Origin of the sequence: Flavobacterium undicola (genome assembly GCF_009909155.2) — a bacterium.
In the GTDB taxonomy this organism is placed as follows: Bacteria; Bacteroidota; Bacteroidia; order Flavobacteriales; family Flavobacteriaceae; genus Flavobacterium; species Flavobacterium undicola.
On sequence record NZ_JAAAPM020000001.1, the window covers coordinates 76,226 to 98,121 of the forward strand.

Annotated in this window: 10 protein-coding genes; all 10 read right to left on the reverse strand. The window is 35.7% G+C overall.

Annotated features, from left to right (window positions below):
* Positions 1-85 precede the first annotated feature (85 nt).
* Complete coding sequence (locus GTZ96_RS00300) at positions 86-3,193, reverse strand: DUF6298 domain-containing protein (protein ID WP_181033115.1); 3,108 nt, start codon at positions 3,191-3,193, stop codon at positions 86-88.
* 113 nt (positions 3,194-3,306) lie between these two features.
* Positions 3,307-5,001 (reverse strand): thrombospondin type 3 repeat-containing protein, encoded by a 1,695-nt coding sequence (locus GTZ96_RS00305; RefSeq protein WP_161640386.1) that lies wholly within the window; start codon positions 4,999-5,001, stop codon positions 3,307-3,309.
* A gap of 23 nt (positions 5,002-5,024) precedes the next feature.
* Complete coding sequence (locus tag GTZ96_RS00310) at positions 5,025-5,693, reverse strand: DUF3826 domain-containing protein (RefSeq protein WP_161640387.1); 669 nt, start codon at positions 5,691-5,693, stop codon at positions 5,025-5,027.
* Positions 5,694-5,785: 92 nt separating this feature from the next.
* Positions 5,786-7,507: a polysaccharide lyase gene (locus GTZ96_RS00315; RefSeq protein WP_161640388.1), complete on the reverse strand. Its 1,722-nt coding sequence runs from the start codon at positions 7,505-7,507 to the stop codon at positions 5,786-5,788.
* A gap of 123 nt (positions 7,508-7,630) precedes the next feature.
* Positions 7,631-9,631 carry a RagB/SusD family nutrient uptake outer membrane protein gene (locus GTZ96_RS00320; protein ID WP_161640389.1) on the reverse strand — a complete coding sequence of 667 codons (2,001 nt, stop codon included), beginning with the start codon at positions 9,629-9,631 and terminating at the stop codon, positions 7,631-7,633.
* A 19-nt stretch (positions 9,632-9,650) separates the two neighbouring features.
* Positions 9,651-13,004, reverse strand: coding sequence for a SusC/RagA family TonB-linked outer membrane protein (locus GTZ96_RS00325; protein ID WP_161640390.1), 3,354 nt, complete (start codon positions 13,002-13,004; stop codon positions 9,651-9,653).
* Positions 13,005-13,389: 385 nt separating this feature from the next.
* Positions 13,390-15,405 (reverse strand): aceric acid hydrolase, encoded by a 2,016-nt coding sequence (locus tag GTZ96_RS00330; protein ID WP_161640391.1) that lies wholly within the window; start codon positions 15,403-15,405, stop codon positions 13,390-13,392.
* 61 nt (positions 15,406-15,466) lie between these two features.
* Positions 15,467-17,935, reverse strand: coding sequence for a pectate lyase family protein (locus tag GTZ96_RS00335; protein ID WP_207720122.1), 2,469 nt, complete (start codon positions 17,933-17,935; stop codon positions 15,467-15,469).
* Positions 17,936-17,942: 7 nt separating this feature from the next.
* The gene (locus tag GTZ96_RS00340; RefSeq protein WP_235972816.1) at positions 17,943-20,273 is read right to left on the reverse strand and encodes a DUF5703 domain-containing protein; all 2,331 of its coding nucleotides are present in this window, start codon (positions 20,271-20,273) and stop codon (positions 17,943-17,945) included.
* Positions 20,274-20,397: 124 nt separating this feature from the next.
* Positions 20,398-21,831 carry a sialate O-acetylesterase gene (locus tag GTZ96_RS00345; RefSeq protein WP_161640393.1) on the reverse strand — a complete coding sequence of 478 codons (1,434 nt, stop codon included), beginning with the start codon at positions 21,829-21,831 and terminating at the stop codon, positions 20,398-20,400.
* Positions 21,832-21,896 lie beyond the last annotated feature (65 nt).

Sequence of the window (21,896 nt, forward strand, 5' to 3'; positions counted from 1 at the left end):
TTATTTTTTAGAGGTAACATATGGTATCGCCTTTTTAATCTATGGTGTTTGCTTACGCAAACTTGTTATTAGTGGCGATTTCATTTTATTTCTTTTTTATATATGCTACTATTTTATTTTCTTTTGCTGCTGGAGCTGCCAAAGTGTATGCTGTTTTTCCTTGAATTGTTTCTTTAGAAATAACATTTCCATTTTCAGCATTAATCCAATACACTTCAAAAGCACCATTATATTGTGATAAATCAACAGTCACTTTATTCGCTTTTAACAGATAAAAAAGATAGGCTTTTCCATCCTCTTTTAAAGTCCAAATAGCACTGTTGTAATTCTCCCCTTGAGTTGTTTTCATGTTTGCCAATGACTCATAAAAACCTGAAACTGCAACCTTAGGAATTGCCGGCAAAGAACCTCCGGCCATTAAAACAGACCAACCAAATCGATTTGCTGCAGGAGTATTATAAATAACAGCTTTGTCAGCGTATTTATCTCGGTATTCGCGAACCGCTCTATACACTTCTTCATCGGTTTCTTTTCCTACCTTAATTTGTCTGGCGTGTTGTCTTGGTGCTAAATTTTTACCTCCTTCAGGAGCATACAAGCTTCCGTCTTCTTTGTAATACCAATATCTGATATCAATTACATCAACTACAGCAGCTCTGGTGGCATCATTTAAAATGGCATCTTGCACATCTTTAGTAGCACTTAAAGCTATCTTCGATTCGTTTTGATGTGCTTTTTTGTAATTAGCTGTAACGTCTAACCAAAATTGCATGAACGTCAACGGCCCTGTATATTCGGCACTTGTAAGTTGCAATACATTGGCATTATCTTTAAAGTTCTCTAAACTTTTTTCGATAAAACCCTGATGTAATTTCTTGATATTCTCATTTTTAATATCATAAAATTGTTCGGCAATAAAGATTCTTTTATCCCCCATATAAGGCGGTGGTTCAGGAAGCCCTGTATTATTGATATTATTGGCTGGTCGCCAAGGAGAACTTGCCCAGTGCGCTCCTGCTTCTAAAATATTATGTTGAAAATATTGTTCGTTCATCAATATTTTATCCTGTTGAGCGGCAAGTTGAGCAAATGTTTTCAAACGATCCCAATACCAGGTATTGAATCTTGTTAAATCGTATTTGCTTAAATGATCCCAAGCCGTACCTTGGCCAGTTCTATCAAATGGTTGTTCATAAAAAGGAGCCCAAACATCAGCATCCATTCTGCGAATGCGTTCGTGATCGGCCATACGTTGTTCGTACCATAAACCATAATTATGATCCAAAGCCACTTTGTTATTATCAACTAAAAACTGAACTGTTTCGGATAAATTATCAGTATAACCCAATCCATAATGTCCCGGCACAAAACGGCTAATATGTGGTTTTGCTTTAGAAACATCCGAATCACGTAAACTTCCTCTCCACCATGACACATCAGTAGTCTCGCCCGAAAGCAATCCTTTATCGCTAATTAAAAGTCCGTTTTTAATTGTGATTTTTCCTGAAACTGCTTCAGTCGATTTGGATTCTGCCTTTACTTCATTAATCACTTTTGCTTTTGATGAATTACTGGCAATTGGGTTTCGAGTTGCAGCCTCGGCAATCCATTGTTTCAAGGTCGTTTGTTTCTTGAATGATTCAGCCGTTAAAGCTGCTGCTTGTGCCATTGTTGGACTCGAAGAAGGTTCTGTCCCTAAATCTAAAATTTGAGCTTGCATTGGCAATTTGCCAAGACGTTGTTCAAGCAAAGCATAATATAAACTTCTTGGATTAATATGACTATTTACATCATTCCAATGTCCGTTTCCTGCCCATTGTGCCCAAACTCCAAAAACCCAGTTATCGGCCGTAGGCGGACTAAAATTATCTATTTTAGATGCCGATGTTTCCCAGATCACACTATTGGCTGCATTCCAACCAATTCCGCGACCATCTTGTCCTAAATTTTTAAAACTTAACGCATTTCCATCAATTAAAACTACGTCAAAAAGCATTCCTGTAGCCCAGCTTCCAATGGAACCACTAAAACTATAAGGCAAATAAGATTGACATTGTAAAAAGACATTTGGCCCTGCTGTAGCATAACCGCCAACAGCAAAATCATTATAACCATATTCGGAATAGCAACGTTGAAACAAGGTTTGTTGTCCTTCAGTATAAAAAGTATTTCTTCTAAAAGCGGCAATTTCCGAAACCGGATTTATAGACATACAATCTTCAACGGTAATTCTTTTGGCCGATTTCAAAATCGAAACTGCACCACCGGCAAACTGTTCAAAATTAACTTGTCTAACCCAAACATCTTCGGCATTTTGAATCGAAACGCCATGCCATCTATGCTGTTCGTCTTTTGGATTTGTAGTATCAAACTCCGATTTTAAAGTCAAATTTTCGACTCCAATACTATTAATTCGACCCAACCAATTATAAACCACTACTTCCGATGGGGCTAATTTTTCGCTCAAAGCATTCGTCAATGGAGCGTCAATAGTGATTTTGTTATTCTGTACCTGAGTCACTTCTCTATCGGCACGAATTACAAAATCATCTTTTTTCCAACCTATCCATCCCGTTTCTCCGCCATAATCTTTCAATTCCAAACTATCAATCCAATTTTGGGTAATAGGAGTATTGATTAAAATATGATCGCCTTTTTTAATAGTAGCACTATTTTTTAATGAAATTGTGGTGCTTCCTAATGGCGTATACGCATCGGTTAATTGAAATTTATCTTTCAAAACACGATTGTCTGTTCCCGAAATAGTAACAATTGCTTCTCTATTAGTTCCTGTTCCCAGTATAATTGTTCCGTTATTTCCAGCTCCGCTTCCTCTTAGAACAATTCCGCTCACCTTCATACTAATTACTCCCGAAACCTTATAAGTTCCTTTGTCTAAAAGTACTGCTCCTCTAAAACCATTAGCATCCGCTTTGAGTGTCGCAACGTAATCTATCGCTGCCTGAATTGTAGCCGTAGCATCTGCTGAAATATTTGGTACAAATGCTTTTACTGCAACATCTGGAACAGCAAATTCGCCAGCGCGATAGCCTGCAAATGAGAAATCCGGGATTTCATTTCCTGAGTTATCTTTAGTTCTAATTATTTTTCCAGCCTTATCTTTAGCAATGGTAGGAAAGTTATTTTGAGCATTTAAAGAGCCTACTAAAAACAACAACAAAAGTGTCTCCATACGAAGACACTTGTTGATTGTGTTGTTAAAACAATTCTTTATTTTACTCAAATATGGATATTTGTTTTTCATATATAAAGACCCAAAAGATCATTTTTAATATTAAATCAAAACTATTGTAGCAAACCAGCTGTAAGACTTAAAAGAGTATCTTTATTATTCTCCGGATTAGTCCAATCTACTTTTTTAGTAGGATCAATTCCGTTGATATATTTTTCGATATTGTTATAACCATCTCCGTTTAAATCACCTTTTGCATCTGAAGCATCTTTAGGATTCAAACCGTATTTTATTTCCCAGGCATCTGGAATACCATCATTATCTGAATCTTTATAGGCTTTTCCTTTATACACCGGATAACCTCCTACTTGTTCCGGACTAGTAATAATTCCTTTTTTATAAGAATCAGCAGGCAATCTTCTTTTAATAAATTCTTTTCCAATGGTATTTTCTAAACCGTCTTTTACCTCAATTTTCCCAGTTCTAACCTGTTTGATAATACGCTCATCAACCGCATCTCTTTTTGGGAAAGTGGCACCAACATTATTCAAAACATACTCATAAGCTGCTTCGGCACTCATAATGGTAATTTTTGGCATTGGAAAAGCTTGATTTTGTTTAATCATAGCCAACTTATCTTTAGCTTGCTCTAAATTAAGATTTTCTAATTGAACTCCACCATTCCAGTTGTCTTTAGTTACTTCGGGAACACCGTAAATAAAATTCCCATTTACATAAGCTCTTCCAAAAGTTTTAGGTTCCATACCACCCGATTCTGGTTTTAAGATTCTGTATTGAATAGGCTCTCCTTTAGGAGTAATAGGGCCTGGTTTGAAATAGTTATTGATGATATTAAACATCGAACGATAATCGCCTCCATCAAGTGAACGATTCCACCAATTGAAAACCACATTATTCACAAAATTAAAATCGCCATACATTCCGATAGAACAGTTTCTAGAAATATTATCCGCCCAAAGGTTACGCATAAAAGTACTGTTTAAACCTCCAATTGTACTTCCAAAAGCATGATTGTAAGTATCTAAACCTTCTGAAGAAATCGTGTTTTGAATCGTAATATTACAAGCTGGCAATTTTTCTAATTTTGATTTAGGATTCGCTTGAAATTGGTGGCGGTACAACGAAATATTCTCGTCTAATCCCCAACTCACCGAACAGTGATCCACAATTACGTTTCCAATTACATTTCCACCAAGTGCATCGTCTCTTCGACTTACATCGGTAGCTCCTCTTCTAAAACGCATGTGTCTTATAATCACATCATGAGTATCCACTTCTAAAGTTTCTCCGGCAATACAAATACCGTCACCAGGAGCCGTTTGACCCGCAATGGTAACATAAGGTGCCCGCATACTGATGCGTTTTTTTAATTTGATAATTCCTGAAACGTTAAAAACAATAATTCTTGCTCCTACCGCCTCACAGGCTTCTCTAAAAGTTCCCGGCCCGCTATCTTCTAAACTGCTTACAACAAATACTTTTCCTCCTCTACCACCAGGAGTAAACTCTCCACCACCTTCGGCTCCGGGAAAGGCAGGAATGCTTGCGTGAACAAAATCTTTTGGATAGGATGCCCAAGGCAAATACGGACGACCTAGTAGCGTTTCTGATTTGATGACCTGTTCGTTATCAGTCCAAATTTTAGCTAATCTTTCTTCTTCTTGCTTTAGAATAGCATCTGTTTTATCTTGAACTTCTTTTGGAATTTCAGGATATTGGGCGTGCATAACCGAACAACTAAATAGGAATAAACCTAAGTTGAACAGCGAATTTAAATTGTACTTCATTTTTTGAGGGTGTTAAGAATGAATTATTTTTTGTTTTTTTCTCTTTCTTCTAGCCTTTTATGCCAATCCGTACTTTCTTTATTCAAATCATATCCTTGCTTAGAAAGATAGTTGTTGATTCTTCCTTTGTATTTTCCAAACCAAGCGTGTTTTTCTTTTGAAGAACCTCCATCCATAGCGTGTTCTCTTGCTTCTACAAGTGCGTCATAGATGTATTTTTTTTGTTCATTAGTCAAATTTGGCAACATATCATTGTAACCCAATACTGTAATAGGCAACACCCCATAAGTCATCCCGTCTTTTACCTGAACAATTTGACTGTTATTTAGTTTTTTGCTTAGTTTTTTCAGATAGGATTTATGTAACGACATAATTTTTTTATCGGTACCATTATTTAATTTGTCTACTTCTTTTTGCTGTTGCTCCTTATCAGTAACACTTTTTTTGACTTCAGCAATCTTCGCATCACGAGCTTCTTGAATTTTACTCAATGATCTGTATTGCTCGGCAATAATATCTCTAACAGCTAATTGATCTGCTTGTGATTGTAGTTTTAAAACATCAACTATTTTTTGTGCTCTTTCATTGGTTACTTTCACATATTCAGCATCATTTCCTGATTGTGCCAAAACTACATTTGAACCTAAAAAAACCAATAAGGCAATTGCAACTAATTTTTTGTACATTTTCATATCTTTTCTTTTTAAAAACTTAAGTATTATAAAGCAAAATTCTTGCTCAATCTGTGACAGATTAGGCAAGAATTATACCAAAAAACATCGATTTACTTCTTATATTCAGCCAATCCTTGTTCGATTTTAGCTAAAGTATCTTCATTATTATCCAAGTTTTTCCAATCCACTTTTTTGGTAGGATCTATGCCATTAATATACTTTTCGATATTTGTATAACCATCACCATTTAAATCTCCATTTGCATCAGAAGCATCCTTAGGATTCAATCCGTGTTTTTTCTCCCAAGCATCTGGCATACCATCTTTATCAGTATCAGCATAAGCTTTTCCTTTGTATTCCGGGTAACCACCTACTTGAGAAATATCGGTAATAATTCCTAATTTATAAGAATCCATCGGCAAACGACGGTGCTCAAATTGATAAAAAGTTTTCTTCTCTAAACCTTTAGCATATTCCGGAACACCTGTTTTTACAACTCTTAAGATACGGGTATCTACAGGGTCTCTTAATGGTAAAGTAGCTCCCGCATTTTTAAGAACATAATCATAAGTTTCATTAGCAGTCATAAACTTTTTCAACCAAGGCATTGGGAATGGTTTGTCAAAACGCATTTTAGCAAAATAAGTAGAAGCTTCCTGAAAACTCATTGGCTCTCCTTTTTTGTTTTCCATTTGTACTCCACCATCCCAGTTATCTTTAGAAACTTTTTCGTTTCCTTCAACCACGTTTCCGTTTACATAAGCTCTACCAAAAACCATGTATGCTAATTTACTTCTACCTGATTCCGGTTTTAAGATTCTGTAGCTAATAGGCTCATCCTTATTAGTTGCCGGACCTGGTTTGAAATAATTGTTGATGATATTGTATTGAGCTGTATAATCTCCACCGTCAATAGAACGATTTACCCAATTAAAGATTACGTTATTGGCAAAATTAAAAATACCATTCCAACCAATAGATGGATTTCTACCTGTATTAGAAGACCATAAGTTTCTTACAAAAGAACAATTTTCTCCACCTAAAGTACTACCAAAAGCATGGTTGTAAGTATCCAGTCCTTCAGCAAATAAACTGTTTTGAATGGTAACATTTACAATTCCAAATTTCTTCTCTGCAATACCTGTTTCATCATCATACATATGACGGTAAAATGACATATTCTCATCTAATCCCCAAGTAGCAGAAACGTGATCGATAATAACATTTCCTACCGGATTTCCTCCAATAGCATCATCACGACGACCTACAAAAGTTTCTCCTCTACGGAAACGCATGTGACGTATAACCACATCATGTGTATTAACCCAAATGGTCTCACCAGCTACACAAATTCCATCACCAGGAGCAGTTTGTCCTGCAATAGTGACATAAGGAGCACGAACAATTAATGGACTTTTTAATCTGATGATTCCCGAAACATTAAAAACAATGATTCTAGCTCCACCTTGTTCCAAAGCCTCACGTAAAGTACCTGGTCCTCTGTCTTCCAGACTAGTTATGGTATAAACTTTACCTCCATGTCCACCAAAACTATACATTCCTCCTCCTTCAGCACCTGGAAAAGCAGGAATGGAAGCTTGTGGTAAATCAGTTGGTCTGGATGCCCAAGGAACAAAAGGCTTACCCTGTTTCGCTTCTTGTTCAACAATAACTTTAGCTTTTTCCCAAGCCTCATTAGAAAGCTTTTCAGCTTCTGCCTTAATCGCATTTTCTTTCGCCTGAACTTCAGGAGATATTTTTGGGTATTGTGCAAAACAATTTACACTGCTTCCCAAAACCAAAAAAGCCAATAAAAAATTTAATTTGTTCATCTTAAAATTATTCTTAATTAATAAAAAAATTGGGTTAGAATTGCTATTAATTAGATTAAAATTTGTTAGCTATAAAAAGAAATGCCTGAAATTAATCAAGCATTTCTTTAATCTTATAATCATTTATTCTTGAAAATCATAAGTTCCTGCATTACCAGAAGCATCATTCCAACCCTTCGTTTGATTCAACCATGGATTTTGAGACAAAACAGTATTAGTAAGTCCCATAATGTAATAATTCGGTCTCCATAGAATATTAGTTGCTACACCACCAATAGCATCCATAGGTGTTTGAGGAGCACGTAAATCAAAATTAGTTGTATAAAAAGCAGCTAAAGCTGTAATTTGAGCCGCAAAATTACTAGCATCCGGATCAACTGATATAGCTGCACGGGAAGTAGCTAATGGATCTGTACCGGCAGCACTAGTTCCAATCTTGTAATGCAAATAATTACCCACACGTTGTGTACCATTTATTACAGGAATACCAAGTTTAGCATTTGTTATATCATTTATAGAAGCATCATCGCTATACAACATCCAACGTTGGATATCATAAAAACGTTTTCCTTCATAAGCCAATTCTACTCTACGTTCATATAAAACAGCCTCTATAGCCTTGTATTTATCTGCTAAGGCACCAATACCATAATTATTTGCAGATGGAATTCCTACACGGTTTCTAATCTTACCTAAATACACTAGAGTATTTGTAATATCTCCTTTAGCAGCATAACATTCGGCAATATTCAACAACAATTCTGCATAACGGTATTCCATAATATCTGTACCTGAAAACTGAAAATTAGTTGCATTACTAACATTAGGACTAGACATTTTACGAACAAAAGCGGGACTTGACACATCATTACCCATACTAAAAGCAAAACTAGTTCCCGCCGCATTTGTAGACCAACGGTAGGCCCAAACAGTCGGTTGAGCTGCAGTTGTCAAACTGTTATTATATGCCCATGCACTACCTGAGAAACCAAAAGTTCTATAAAAACGAGGATCACGGTCTTTAAAGAAAAGGAATGGATCATAATTCCCTCCAGTTCCCGCAACTGGTCTAGCACCTGTATTTGTTGGAAATAAATCAATCATTGCTTTAGGCACTTTTACTCCACCACCAGCTACTCCACCCTGGCTGGCAAGTCGCATAGATCTTTCCCATGAATTATTTGACTGCAATGATGTAGTACCATTAGCTAAAAGTTTAACAGTAATAGCTTCTTTACAGAAAACATTGTCAAAATTATAAAACATTTCAGCCCATTGTCTGGCTGTTGTTCCCTGCAATCCGAAACCATCTGTGGTTAATTGTGTTTCGGCTGCTAAACCGGCTGCTAAGGCCGCATCCCAACGGGTAGTTGAAGTATCCCAGCTTTTATTAAACAAAGGACTTGCATAAGTTAGCAAAACACGAGATTTTTGAGCTAAAGCTGCTCCTCTTGTATAACGACCATAATTGGCTGCATCCCATTGTCCTGGCAATAAAGTAGCTGCCTTATCTAAATCAGCAACTATCTGATTCACTACCTCAGTAATAGAAGCTCTAGGAAGTTTTATAGATTCATCAGTTGCACTAGCTACTTGAACTGTTGTCACTATAGGCACTCCTCCATAGGTACGCATCAAATCATAATATTGTAATGCACGTAAATAATATACCTGACCTTTTATTCTATCACGAAATACCTGAGATAAATTAGCTCCTAAAACATCCAATTTTTCCAACATCTCATTACAATCTCTAATCCTATTGTAAGGCACATTACTTATATTATCCGCTAAAGCGGCTCCATAATATCCTGAACCATCAGCTGCATTTTGCAAAGTAACGTTAGGATTAATAAAATTTGAAATCCCACCAACTTCTTCTGTATACGAAGTTTCAACTGTAGTATAAGAACCTACTCTAATTGCCGTAGGTGTTTTATAAGCATCAAAAAAGTCATAATATAAATTATTAACAAAATAATTCACACGTTCTTCACTTTTAAAAAACTCTTCATCATAAAATTTAAACTGCTTTTTTTCTTCTAAAAAATTATCGCTACAGGAAGAAGCTCCTAAAACAAGCAAAAGCGATAATACGATATATTTATTAATCTTTGTTTTCATAATTACATTTGAATTTAAATTAGAATGCTACATTCATACTAAGTGACCAAGTTCTAAGTGTTGGGTATTTAGAAGTAGAATCATCATACATGTTACGGTATTTATCAGGATATGGATTGTATAAATCCCAAAGATTATTTCCAGTAATACCAAAATTAATACCATCTACTTTTATAGTTTTAAGTGCCTCTTTTGGAATTGCAAAACCTATTGTTAAGTTTCTAACCACACATCTAAAAGTATTAAGTTGCCAGAAATCTGATGGTACAAAAATATAATCTTGTTGTCCCATATTAGGGTATTTCCCATTAGGATTGTCAGTAGCATCATACATATCATTCCAAAAACTTTCATGTGACCAGTCATTATGTGCAGAAGCAGTTCCTTGTTTAATCATATCCAAAGTATTATATCCTCCCCAAGAAGTAGCAATTTGCGATTTCAAATAAAATCCTTCATATTTAATTCCTAAGTTAGTAGTAAATCCATAAGTTCTGTTTTGATTCACTAATTTTTGATAATCATCGTTTCTAGTAACTTTTCCATCAGCAGCACGTCTTTGACCAGTTGCAGTATCATAAACACCTGCCACATCTTGATAAGCCAGCATCCCTTTTCTCATTAATGTCACATTACTAATACCCATATAATCTGGTGTTCCTCCTACTGCTGTTGCACGCTCGGTTAAGTATTGCCAATATTTAGTAACATCCTCATCAGTACGTAAGATACCGTCTCCGGTAGAAGTCTCTTTCCAAGTTTTGAATCCCCAAACAGGAGTGTAGAATGAACTACCTACAACTCTATCATTAAACGATGGATCTCTATCAGCAGCCGCAGGATATTTTTTTATTTCATTGTTAGAAAAACCAAAGTTTACCCCTACATTATAACTAAAATTATCTTTTATTTTATCGTTCCAGTTTACACTGAACTCAGTTCCCCAAGCATTAACTGCAGCAAAATTTTGCTCTGCAGCAGCACCTCCAACAGAAATTGGTGTGCCAACAGTACCTGCTAAACCTATTAACATATCTGTATTTCTGTCATAATAATAATCAGCAGAAATTTGCAATCTATTTCTTAAAACTGCTAAGTCAATACCATAGTTTTGTTTAATATTAGAATCCCATCTAATATCTTCATTAGGAGTAACTTTAGGAGATATAGCATTTCCTAGTGTACCTCCTGAATTACCAAATTGAGCTCCTTTATCAACAATTGGATCATACAAAAGCTGCCAACGCCATGCCTGAATACCATCTTTTCCTGTTTTACCAATAGAATAACGCAGTTTCAAGTTATCTACCCATGATACATTATCTCTAAACCAATCTTCTTTAGACACTACCCAACCCACTTGAGCTCCTGGGAAAAATCCCCAATAATTTCTTGGAGCAAATTTAGTTGAAGCGTCACTTCTAAAAATCAATTGCAACAAATACTTATCCTTAAAACTGTAATTCAAACGTCCTAAATAAGAAAGCGTTCCTGCTTCCCCTTTTTCACCAATTGAATTCGTACTAATTGGACCCGCTGTAGTATTTGAACCTAAATAATCTTTAGAAGTTCCTTCGTAAGCCAAACGGACAGTTTTATAATCTGATTCCGTACGTTCCACACCTACCATAGCATCAATAGAGTGATCTCCAAAAGTTCTTGAATAATTAGCAAAAAAGTTAGATTGGATCATATTATCCATATCTGTACCATAATATACTCTTGAACCACGTACATTGGTTTCTGGTAAACCACCGTTAGCATATACAGAATTTGGGTTTAAAAGATGATTATCAGCAAGGTTATGACTTGTAATTCTAAGTAAATCATAAGGCAACTGAACCTGTTCTGAATTTGCACTAGATTGACTTCTGGCATAACTTCCTTTAAGCGATAGCCCCTTAATAAAAGGCACTTTATAGGTTAAGTTTAAATTTACATTGTATGAAAATTCCTGATCTATTTGTTTTCCTGCATCTAAGGCTGCAAAATAATTCCAACCTGCAATAGTAGTATTAGCATTTGCACTTCCTAAGTTACGGTCTGTACGTGGAAATGGAGACATCCAATACTCTTTTCCATTATAGGTAGTTTGCCATGGCACATATTTCGGCATATGTAATAAATACATATAATCTGCCTGTTCTCCTGAAGAAAGAGAACCAAAACTACTGTCATTTAAATTTGCTGCAGCCTTAGTAAATGATTTTTGAACATCTAATGTACTGGCTGAAACCGAAGCAGAAAAATCCAAACTATTACTCACTTTTACATTCGTACCAACACGGAAATTCCATTTATTATAATCCTGCTCGCCAAGGTTAGCTCCTTGTGTATAATAAGTCAAACCAGCAAAATAAGTTGCTTTATCAGTACCTCCACTCACATTAAGAACGTGTCTTTGTTGTGTAGCAGGCTTCCAAGCTTCTTTTAACCAATCATAATCCAAACCTTTCATTTGCTCTAATTCTGTTGCAGAGAAATAATTAGCAGGAGTTGTATTCAATTGAGAATTCAAAAACCTGTTTTTCCAAATCCCATGCTCATAAGCATTCATCGTTTTTTCATGACTTATTGCATCATTGACAGCAAATTGACTATAATAAGAAAACTTAGTCTTACCTTCTTTCCCTCTCTTTGTTTTCACAATAATCGCCCCTTGAGAAGCACGAGAACCATAAATAGCAGCCGAACCATCTTTCAAAACAGTAATACTTTCAATTTCAGATGGATCTAATCTATTAAAAGCTTCTTGTGTAGGCTTACCATTTACTGGATCAATTTGAACCATATCATCAATTACGATCAATGGAATAGTTGAATTTCCATCTTTTGTAAACCCAAAAACCTGACGAATCTGAATATCGGCAGCTCCACCTGGACGGCTAGAACCATTAGCATTACTTACAGCTACTCCCGGAGTCAAACCTCTTAAAGCTTCCGTTAAATTAGACACCGGCAAATCTTGAATATTTTCTGGGTTAATTGTAGCAACAGCTCCTGTAAGATGTGATTTTTTCTGAGTACCGTAACCCACAACTACTACCTCATTCAAAGTAGAATTATCCTCTAACATGGTTACATTGATAAATGTTGAAGCACCTACTGTTTTCTCAACAGTTTTCATTCCAATATAAGAGAACTGCAATACAGCCCCTTTAAGAACCTGAATTTTATAAGTACCATCAATATCAGTCAAAACGGCGTGTTTTGTTCCTTTTTCAATAACATTTAGGCCTATGACCCCCAAGCCATCTTTATCTACCACTTTACCAGTGATAGCAGTCCTATCATTTGCATTTTGAGCAAAACCATTCATGCACATGATGCTGAACAGTAATACGCTAAACACCATTTTAAATGTTTGTTTCATAAGTGTGTTTCTTTTGGTTAAAAAATTAATTATTTAAGTTTGGTTTATTATTTCTATTAAAAGCTGAGAAATCGAAAGTAAAGCGTTGCATTGTAATTGGTTTTTTTAGTTTTTTGGTTGAACTGCTAATATAATGTTAAAAGCAAGTTAGTGTAAACGTTTACATTCTTAAAATTGAACATCAATTTATATCAATTTATATCAATTTATATCTATTTACAAGCTTAAGTAAATAAAATGTAAACGTTTACATTTATCAAAAGTAATAAAATTTTATTACTCCACTATTTTTTATTCTTTTTTTTTTAAGTTTATTTTAAGTTTTCGTGTTTTTTTTATGTTAAATTTTTATTATTCCAATATTTACATGATTTTAACAAGTTTTTTAACGCGAAAACCAAACACTCATCTCTTTACTGCTTCCATTTCCCCAAGAAAAATAAGGAACTAATCGTAAGAAAATCTGCTCTTTACCTTTGTTTAAAGGTTGGTATAACTTCTTATTCCATGAATTGGAATCCAAAAACCCTTGAGCAGTTATAGCCACTAGACTTCTATTATTCTTTTGAATTGGTTCAATTTTAAAATCTGAATTAACATTCAACACTACATCATTTATCGAAGTAGTTTTAGAAATACCATCTGATTCCAAACAATACACTAATGGTCCACGTTTTACGGCAACTTGATTTTTAGTTTCTTCGACTAATGGATTGGCTTCCATCAATTCCACTGGCATAGGGATATTTAAACTGATAACATCTCCCTTTTTCCATTTACGAACAATCTTTAAGTAAGATCCAGAAATAGGATTGTTTTCTATCTTTTGATTATTGACTAAGATTGTAGCTCCATTGCTCCATCCCGGTATTCTTAAAAACAAAGCAAAATCTCCTTTTGGAGCTTTATCGATACTAATCGAAATAGCACCATCCCAAGGGTAATTAGTTTGTTGATGCAATTGGATTTCGGCTCCTTCTTCAGTTTTTGTATTTAAACTATTACTTCCATATAAATTCACGTACAATCCTTCTTTGGTAAAACTATAAGCATAATTACTAACTTCGGCTACGGTTCTGGTAACGTTTGGTGCACAACAATTAGACAAGGCAATATAACCTTCACGTTCATTGCTCCATCTTTGCTCGAAAGGTAAATCGACTGAAACAGTCAAAGGGTTATTATAACAAAACTTATTTCCTTCTAAATTAATTCCTGACAATACACTATTATACAAAGCCAATTCTAAAACATCAGCATATTTTGCATCAGCCGTAATTTGCAGCATTCTCCAATTCCACAATACATTTCCAATATTAGCACAGGTTTCAGTATGCGCTGTTGCATTAGGCAATTGAAATGGTCTTCCGTAAGCTTGATGTATTTTTTGAACAACCGTTGGATCATAAGAAGTTCCATCAGGAGAAACACCATCATACAAAGCCCCACAAGCACCAGTAATATACATTTTGCGATAAGCTACATCGTCCCAAATGGATTCTAAATTATCTAATAATTTTTTCTCTCCTGTTTCAGCATACAAATCGGCAACACCAGCGTATAAATAATTCGCTCTTACAGCGTGACCCATTGCGGTAGTTTGTTGTCTAAACGGAATTCGATCCTGATTATCATCCGTTCCATCCGCCGTAGTTCCTCTAATATCAATTAAATTATTAGCCAATTCCAGATATTTTTGATTCTTTGTCGTGCGATACATTTCAACAATTCCCATATAATGCGAAGGACAAATAGCATTTCTAGCCAACTCAGGCGAAGCTTTTTTATAAAAATTATATAGAAAATCAGCAACTCCTTTAGCAATATTTAAAAAATTAGTTTTCCCGGTAGCACGGTAATGCACACAGGCAGCAGTCATTAAATGCCCCATGTTGTATTTTTCAAAACCCAATTGTTTTTTAACTTCTTCAGCCCCTAAAGTCCCCCAACGTTCGTCAATTAAAACAGGAGTATGTAAATAACCGTCCTTGCGCTGCACTTTAGCAAACATGACAATGGCTTCATCCATTTGCTTATCCAATTTTTTGTCTTTGGTTACCGCATAAGTAGCAGCCATTCCTTCAAAAATTTTATAAAAATCTCCATCGTGAAAAGAAGGCCCTTTGAATGTTCCTTTTCTATTTCCGGCTGCTATTTCAAAATTGGCATAAGCATGAGAAACTTCATCATTATGATACAAGTCCCACATAAAAGGCAAAGTTTCCTTGTTTTCTACATTCAATTGCTCTTTCCAAAACCCATTAGTCCAATTTACATCTTGCAAACCAACACTTCTCAATTTAGAATACGGACTAGCCGAATTATCAACTAAACCCTTATTTTGAGCGAATGTAACAGTCGAAAAAAGTACGGCTGACAATAGAATAATGTTCTTTTTCATTTTTAATCTTTTTAATTTGAATCCCTTTCAGGGTTTAAAACCCTGAAAGGGATAAAACGAACTATTTTACAAATAAATTAATCGTACGGCTCATAGCATCTCCGTCAGCATCTTTAACTGTAATCACCAATGAAGCAAATCCTTTTTGAGTTGCAGTAAACTGAATTTCTTTTCCGTTTAAAACTGCTTTTCCGTTGACTACTTCTGAAAATGAATACGCTGGTTTTTTCTCATATCCTTTAAAATAATCAGCTACAGAAAAAGTCAATTTCTCACCTGCATTTACAAAATAATGTGGATGTGCCAACCAATTCAAATAATATTCTAATTGAGTCATACCATCAGCTGTTCCTGCATTGGTATCAGCAAAATCTCCCTGAGCAGAATTTGGATTTGATCCTTTTGCTTCTTCCCACCAGTTTGGCAATCCATCTTTATCAGTATCCCAATCTGTTGGACGTGTTTCGTTTCTAAATTTTGGCCATCCTCCAGCATCTTGCTCATTATCAATCAATCCTCCCAAACCGCTTTTACTTCCTTTGAAAGTATAGGTTCCTTTTAGAGTTTCATCAATAATACGTCCATCATGCTGGTCAAAAAACGGTTGATTCGCTCCCACATCTGAAAGGACATTTTTATAAGCACCTCTCGCCGATTCTGTCGTTACATGAGATTCAAAAAATGGCTTTGGCAAAAAAACATCATAATCTGCAGTCGCCTTATTGGACAATGTAAACTTTCTTCCTTTTTCCTGATTTTTTTCATTAAAATAACCCGGCATTACATTCCCATCAAAATAATATTGTTGCTTTCCTTTACCAACACCTTCAATCTGGGCATTCAAAGCAACGAATATACTAGTAGAAGCTCCTGGTTTGTAATAATTATTCACAAAATTCACTTCACTAGCTCCACCATCTGTGGCACGATTTCCCCAGTTATACACCACATTATTTCTAATATCAATTTTACCACCATAAAAACCATTTCCATTTAAGCCACCACCAATACTCCAGTTTCTACCTTCATTGTGTGCCAATAAATTATGATGAAAACTACCAACATCACCACCAATAGTTGCTGCGTAACCGTGCATTTTTCCTGCTGGGTATTTATCATGACCTGCAACATTCAAGGCTTCGGAAATCAAAGTGCGTTGCAAACTAATGTTATGCGCCCCACGTGAACTGAATGATTCATCAATAGTCCAACTGATCGAACAATGGTCTATAATACTGCAATTAGCACCTGTCAATCCCATTCCATCATAAGTAGTCCCACCACCAATTCTCACTTTCAAAAATCGAATAATTCCATCATTTCCAGTCAATCCTATCGGTGCTCTACTTATCGTAATTCCATCTCCCGGTGCAGTTTGCCCTGCAATAGTTACAAATGGTTGACTTACCACCAAACGTGATTTCAATTGAATATTTCCGGAAACATTAAAAACAATCGTTTTTGGACCTACTTCCTGCTCAACAGCATCACGTAAACTTCCTGGTCCGCTATCATTTAAGTTCGTTACGGCAACTACTTTTCCACCTCTTCCACCAATGGCAAAACGTCCATAACCTTCAGCTCCCGGAAAAGCAATTTGCGCAGGTTTAAAAAACCAAACTTTCCCTTTAGTTACTTCTTTATTACTATCAATTTCATCCACTCTCCAATAATAGCTTTTCAAATTACTAAGCGATGCATTATCTACGATAGCGGTATTTTTGTTCAAATTACCTCTAAATTCTGCTGAATTATGATTTGCTTCGGCAACTTTTTGTTCATTTTCTCCAAAATAAAAATCATGAGAAACAATTCCTTCTGGCGAATTCCATCCTAATTTAAAATCATCGCCTAAAATTACATGTGCGTCATTATTGGCTGGTACAGGTGTATTGGCTTGCTTTTTTAGGTTTGGCAAATCCAATTCGAAACCATTAATGATCACTTTTTGAATTTTTCCGGTTGCTTTTGCATCAGCTTCAAAACGGATAACAACGTCTTTTCCTGTTTCAGCATTAAAACTAATATAAGATGTAGCAGCCTGAATTGTAGCAGTTACTCTATTAGTAGGCTGAATAGTTTGAGAAAAAGTACCATTCACAGAAATAGCAACCGGAGCATAATTAGCTAATTCAGGACTATCAAAAGTATTACTAAAAACCAACAAAGTATGATGTCCATTAGACAATCCACTGATAATCATTTCAACATTTTTATCAGCAACAATTCCATCACTTACCAAACGGGCATAAAACGGAGCCTGCATTCCTGTTTTGTACCAACTCGAATTAATCGCTCCTTTCAAAGTCACTTTTAGATCTCCAAAAGTTTTATCAAATTGAGTCCCTTCGCTTATAGGCCACGAAATATAATTAGGATCATTTACTTCTAAAGTTCTGCGTTGCGCCAAATCAAAGTCGACTTTTATCGATTTGCTAACCGGAATTACATTTTGAGTTTGCGCACTGCCACTCAATGTAAACGTTATCATTGTTCCCGCACAAAATGCAAGTTGCTTTACTATATTCATTATTGCTTTATTTTAAATTTGATTTTTCAGTTAGACTAGTTCCTAACAGATTTACAATATCTTTTTCTCTCTCTTTTGGAAAAACGTTAAGAAAAGTTACTTTCCCTTTTTCCATTTTTACTTCAACAGTGGTACTTTTTGGTGCGTGTAATTTAAAATGCACATCCCAGGTTACTGGCCAGGCAGGGAAAATATAAATAGCATCTCCACTAGTTTGCAACAGCATTTCTTGCATACCGATCATCCCTGTACCGCCCCAATTGTGATCAGGAACCCAATCATAACCTGGCCCCCAAAAAGCAGGAAATCGTCGGTCGGAATTAGCCATTTTCGACAAATTGTATTTCGCTGCTTCTTCTGTTAATCCCAATCGAGCTGCGAAAATATTATCCTGTTTCCAGCCTATATGACTTCTAAATTTCAAAGCATCCGTATCGTACTTCCAAGTATTGATAGCCGTTTCTAAATCAGCTTTTCCTATTCCGTAAATTCCCCAAGGAAATACCGGATACAACTGTGGTACTTCAGAATTATTGATTCTTTCCCAAGTTTTGGCTGGAGCCAATGTTTTATGCCCGTCAAATTCTCTGAAATTTAAAGGTGGAATTCGAGTTTGAAACCCTTTTAAATATTCCAAATCCTCTTTTGATAATTCGTTTTGCGATAATAACAAAAACTGTTCCGTAATTACCCTTAAAGCTGAAATTGTGCTATTAGCATTATTTGCCATCTTATAGGTTTCGGCAGCTGAACCCGGAAAAAGAACCAAATGACCATTTCCATCCAACGCTTTTCGACCTCTATTTTTAGCTAAATACTGATAATGTTCATCAAAAAAACGAATACAACTAATGATAAACGGATTGTATTTTTGAATGTCTTCATTCACATATTGTTTTTGTTGCAACATCATTTGGCAAAACTCAAAAACCGTATCCCACTCATATTCTAACCAGGCATTGTATTCCATTCCCGGATCATAATCTGCTGGGCGTTTCCATTCGTATTCGGTGGGATTTGGCAAGCCAAAATTTTCTAATTGCTCTGTAAAAGAAACTCCACTATGTTTCCAATATACTTCACTTCGCAATTCGGCATTTTTTTGCAAACTCAAATAATAATCCAATTGGGATTTCATCATATCAAAATCGCCACTTTTTACCATTGGAAAATAAACCAATCGCTGGTTTTGTGCCGTCATCGTTCCACCACCCCAATTGCGGAAATCAGGAGTAAAATTCAGTTCTTTATTGGTATGTACTGGATCTACAGTAAACAATCCTCCGTTGAATTTTGTTGGATATTTTCCATAGGCATTGCAAGCCAACATATAACGGAACAATTGATAGTTTTGTCCGATTTGATAAACCCAATCATTTTCAGTTTTTCCTTTTTGTGTATAAATAAAACTGCGATTCCAGAATTTATTCCACCATGCAACAGTATTTTTTTCCGCTTTATTTGCTTCTTTCTTATAAGCCAAAGCTTGTTTTTGCAATTCCTTTTTCCACAAAGTCGCATCAGTCGATTGATTGGTATGCAACTGGATTTGGAATTGATGTTTTTTGGCTGATTTTATACTCGAAAGTTGGAATCCCATAAAATCCGTATCCTGATAGATTCCGTTATAGGTTCCATTTGCCTTCAAATTGTTTCCAAATAATTGCCCTCCAAAAGTAAGATTGGCAATAGGATTCAACATTTGGTCTTTTACCGATTCCATTTTCTGTTGCTTAACCGTAACATCAAAAACGGTATTCGACCTGTTTCTATGGTAAAACTGCACCGCATTTCCTTCGAAAAAAATTGAATCTTTATAGGTAATGATATCGCCTTGCGGAGCCCATTTATACGAATTAGCATTGTTAGCCTTTCCTTTAGAATCTCTGTTTTTGTAACGCCAACTTTCATAAGCCACTTTCATTCCGGTTGGAACTTTGCTAACCACATCAACATGAATTACAGGATTAAAAACATCCACCCATAATTTCACCTTAGTTCCGTTTTGAGAAATGGTTATATAGCCATCTTTCAATTGCAATTCCTGTCTAAACCCTTCATTATCCTTAAAAGGATTTGGATTAAAACTTACTTTTACTCTTCCTAATTTCAGTAAAGTATTGTGTTCATCAAAAGTACCAGAACGAGAAAAATAGAAATACAAATCGCCTTTTTCTACCCACACATTCGCACCAATATCACCACCACCCAAAGGCATGGATTCCGAAGAATTATTGCTTTGGGTTTTCCATAGCTGATTGTAATTATCAAGCGTGGAAATTTGCGCTTTGGTACAAAGCGTTACTAAAAGAAATAGATATGTTACTAAATTTTTCAAACTTGACATTTTTTAAGTCTTGTTTGTCATTCCGACGAAGGAGGAATCTCCATTGGTAATTCCCCTTGCGGAGATTCCTCCTTCGTCGGAATGACAAAATTGTGTCTATATTTTTTTATAACATTTACCAATTATCAGTTCTAAACGATGAAACCGGTAAACCGCCCGTACTAAAGATTTGAGCCTCGCTATAATCTTTGAACAAATAACGAACCGCAACTGGCTTAACTACTTTATCAGAAATCAACACTACCGACTTTCTTCTTACTTCAGCTTTTGCCGGATAAAACACTTTGTCACTACCCGCAATTTCAAATCCAGTCACATCTTTACCATTAGATGTTATACCATTTGGTGCTTTATCAAATGAAACAGTCACCGTATTATCTTTGATTTCCATCGCTTTAAATTCAGGACTTTCAAATTCAAAACCAGTAATTCCATAAGTTTTGTTCAAAGCCAAATATGCTAATCTGGTTCCTCCCGCTTCTTTGTGAATAGGATGAATATTATTTTCTTCGCCAATATCCATCAACACGGCCATTCCAGCATTCGGAATTTCCGTTGAAGCTTTCAATTGTGCCTCACGCAAATAAGCCGAATTGTATTCTTCTTTATTCTCTTTTGGATGAAATTGCGCATAATTAAAAGGAGCTATTTGCGCATAATAAAACGGAAAATCACCTTGTTGCCAAAGTCCTCTCCAGCTGCTCACCATCTTTTCCATCAAATCTTTGTATTGCGCAGCACGCTCATAATTCGATTCGCCTTGATACCAAATACAACCTTTTATTCCGTAACCAATTACAGGCGATAACATTCCGTTAAACAAAGTCGTTGCCACACGATTAGGATCTTTAGCTAAATCTTCTTTTGTCGTTGGGATCTTGGCACTTGAAAAATCTTTCAACATTTCCTGATTCATCCAAGCTTCCATACTCGAACCTCCATAAGAAACATGAATTAAGCCCACAGGAACATCTAAAACTTCTTGTAAAAGTGATCCAAAATACCAAGCTGTAGCACTAAAATCTCCTGTAGTTTGAGCACTAGCAGCATACCATTGTCCAACAAAATCTTCATTTGGAGTCAATACTGTAGCTCTTGGAATCGTAATAAAACGGATTTTATTATTTTTCGAATGAACAATGGCCTCATTTCCTTTGAACACGGGTTGACCCGGAAATCCTTTCAATGGCATTTCCATATTCGATTGACCGGAACACAACCAAACTTCTCCAATTAAAATATTTTTGATTGATTTTTTTTCTGTACCGTCCGAAACTAAAATTTCATAAGGTCCGCCAGCAACTGGAGTTTTCAACGCTATTTTCCATTTCCCCTCTTTATCAGCTTTTACTTCATAGGTTTTAGCATCCCATGAAGTTTTAATTTTTATCGTTTGATTTTTATCCGCCCAGCCCCAAATTGGTGCGTTGCTTTGTTGTTGCAACATCATATTATCCGAAAACAAAGCCGGTAATTTGATAGCGGCATTCATTTGAATTGTCACCAATAACATTGCAATGGCGATAAACGTATATTTACTATTTTTCATTTTTTTATTTTCTTTTAACCCTATTAATTTAGCGTAAAGTCATTGCGAGGAACGAAGCAATCACA

Excerpts from the sequence above, each read along its gene's own strand:
- GTZ96_RS00300 (WP_181033115.1), bottom strand. The coding sequence starts at position 3,193 with ATGGAGACACTTTTGTTGTTGTTTTTAGTAGGCTCTTTAAATGCTCAA.
- GTZ96_RS00305 (WP_161640386.1), bottom strand. The coding sequence starts at position 5,001 with ATGAAGTACAATTTAAATTCGCTGTTCAACTTAGGTTTATTCCTATTT.
- GTZ96_RS00310 (WP_161640387.1), bottom strand. The coding sequence starts at position 5,693 with ATGAAAATGTACAAAAAATTAGTTGCAATTGCCTTATTGGTTTTTTTA.
- GTZ96_RS00315 (WP_161640388.1), bottom strand. The coding sequence starts at position 7,507 with ATGAACAAATTAAATTTTTTATTGGCTTTTTTGGTTTTGGGAAGCAGT.
- GTZ96_RS00320 (WP_161640389.1), bottom strand. The coding sequence starts at position 9,631 with ATGAAAACAAAGATTAATAAATATATCGTATTATCGCTTTTGCTTGTT.
- GTZ96_RS00325 (WP_161640390.1), bottom strand. The coding sequence starts at position 13,004 with ATGAAACAAACATTTAAAATGGTGTTTAGCGTATTACTGTTCAGCATC.
- GTZ96_RS00330 (WP_161640391.1), bottom strand. The coding sequence starts at position 15,405 with ATGAAAAAGAACATTATTCTATTGTCAGCCGTACTTTTTTCGACTGTT.
- GTZ96_RS00335 (WP_207720122.1), bottom strand. The coding sequence starts at position 17,935 with ATGAATATAGTAAAGCAACTTGCATTTTGTGCGGGAACAATGATAACG.
- GTZ96_RS00345 (WP_161640393.1), bottom strand. The coding sequence starts at position 21,831 with ATGAAAAATAGTAAATATACGTTTATCGCCATTGCAATGTTATTGGTG.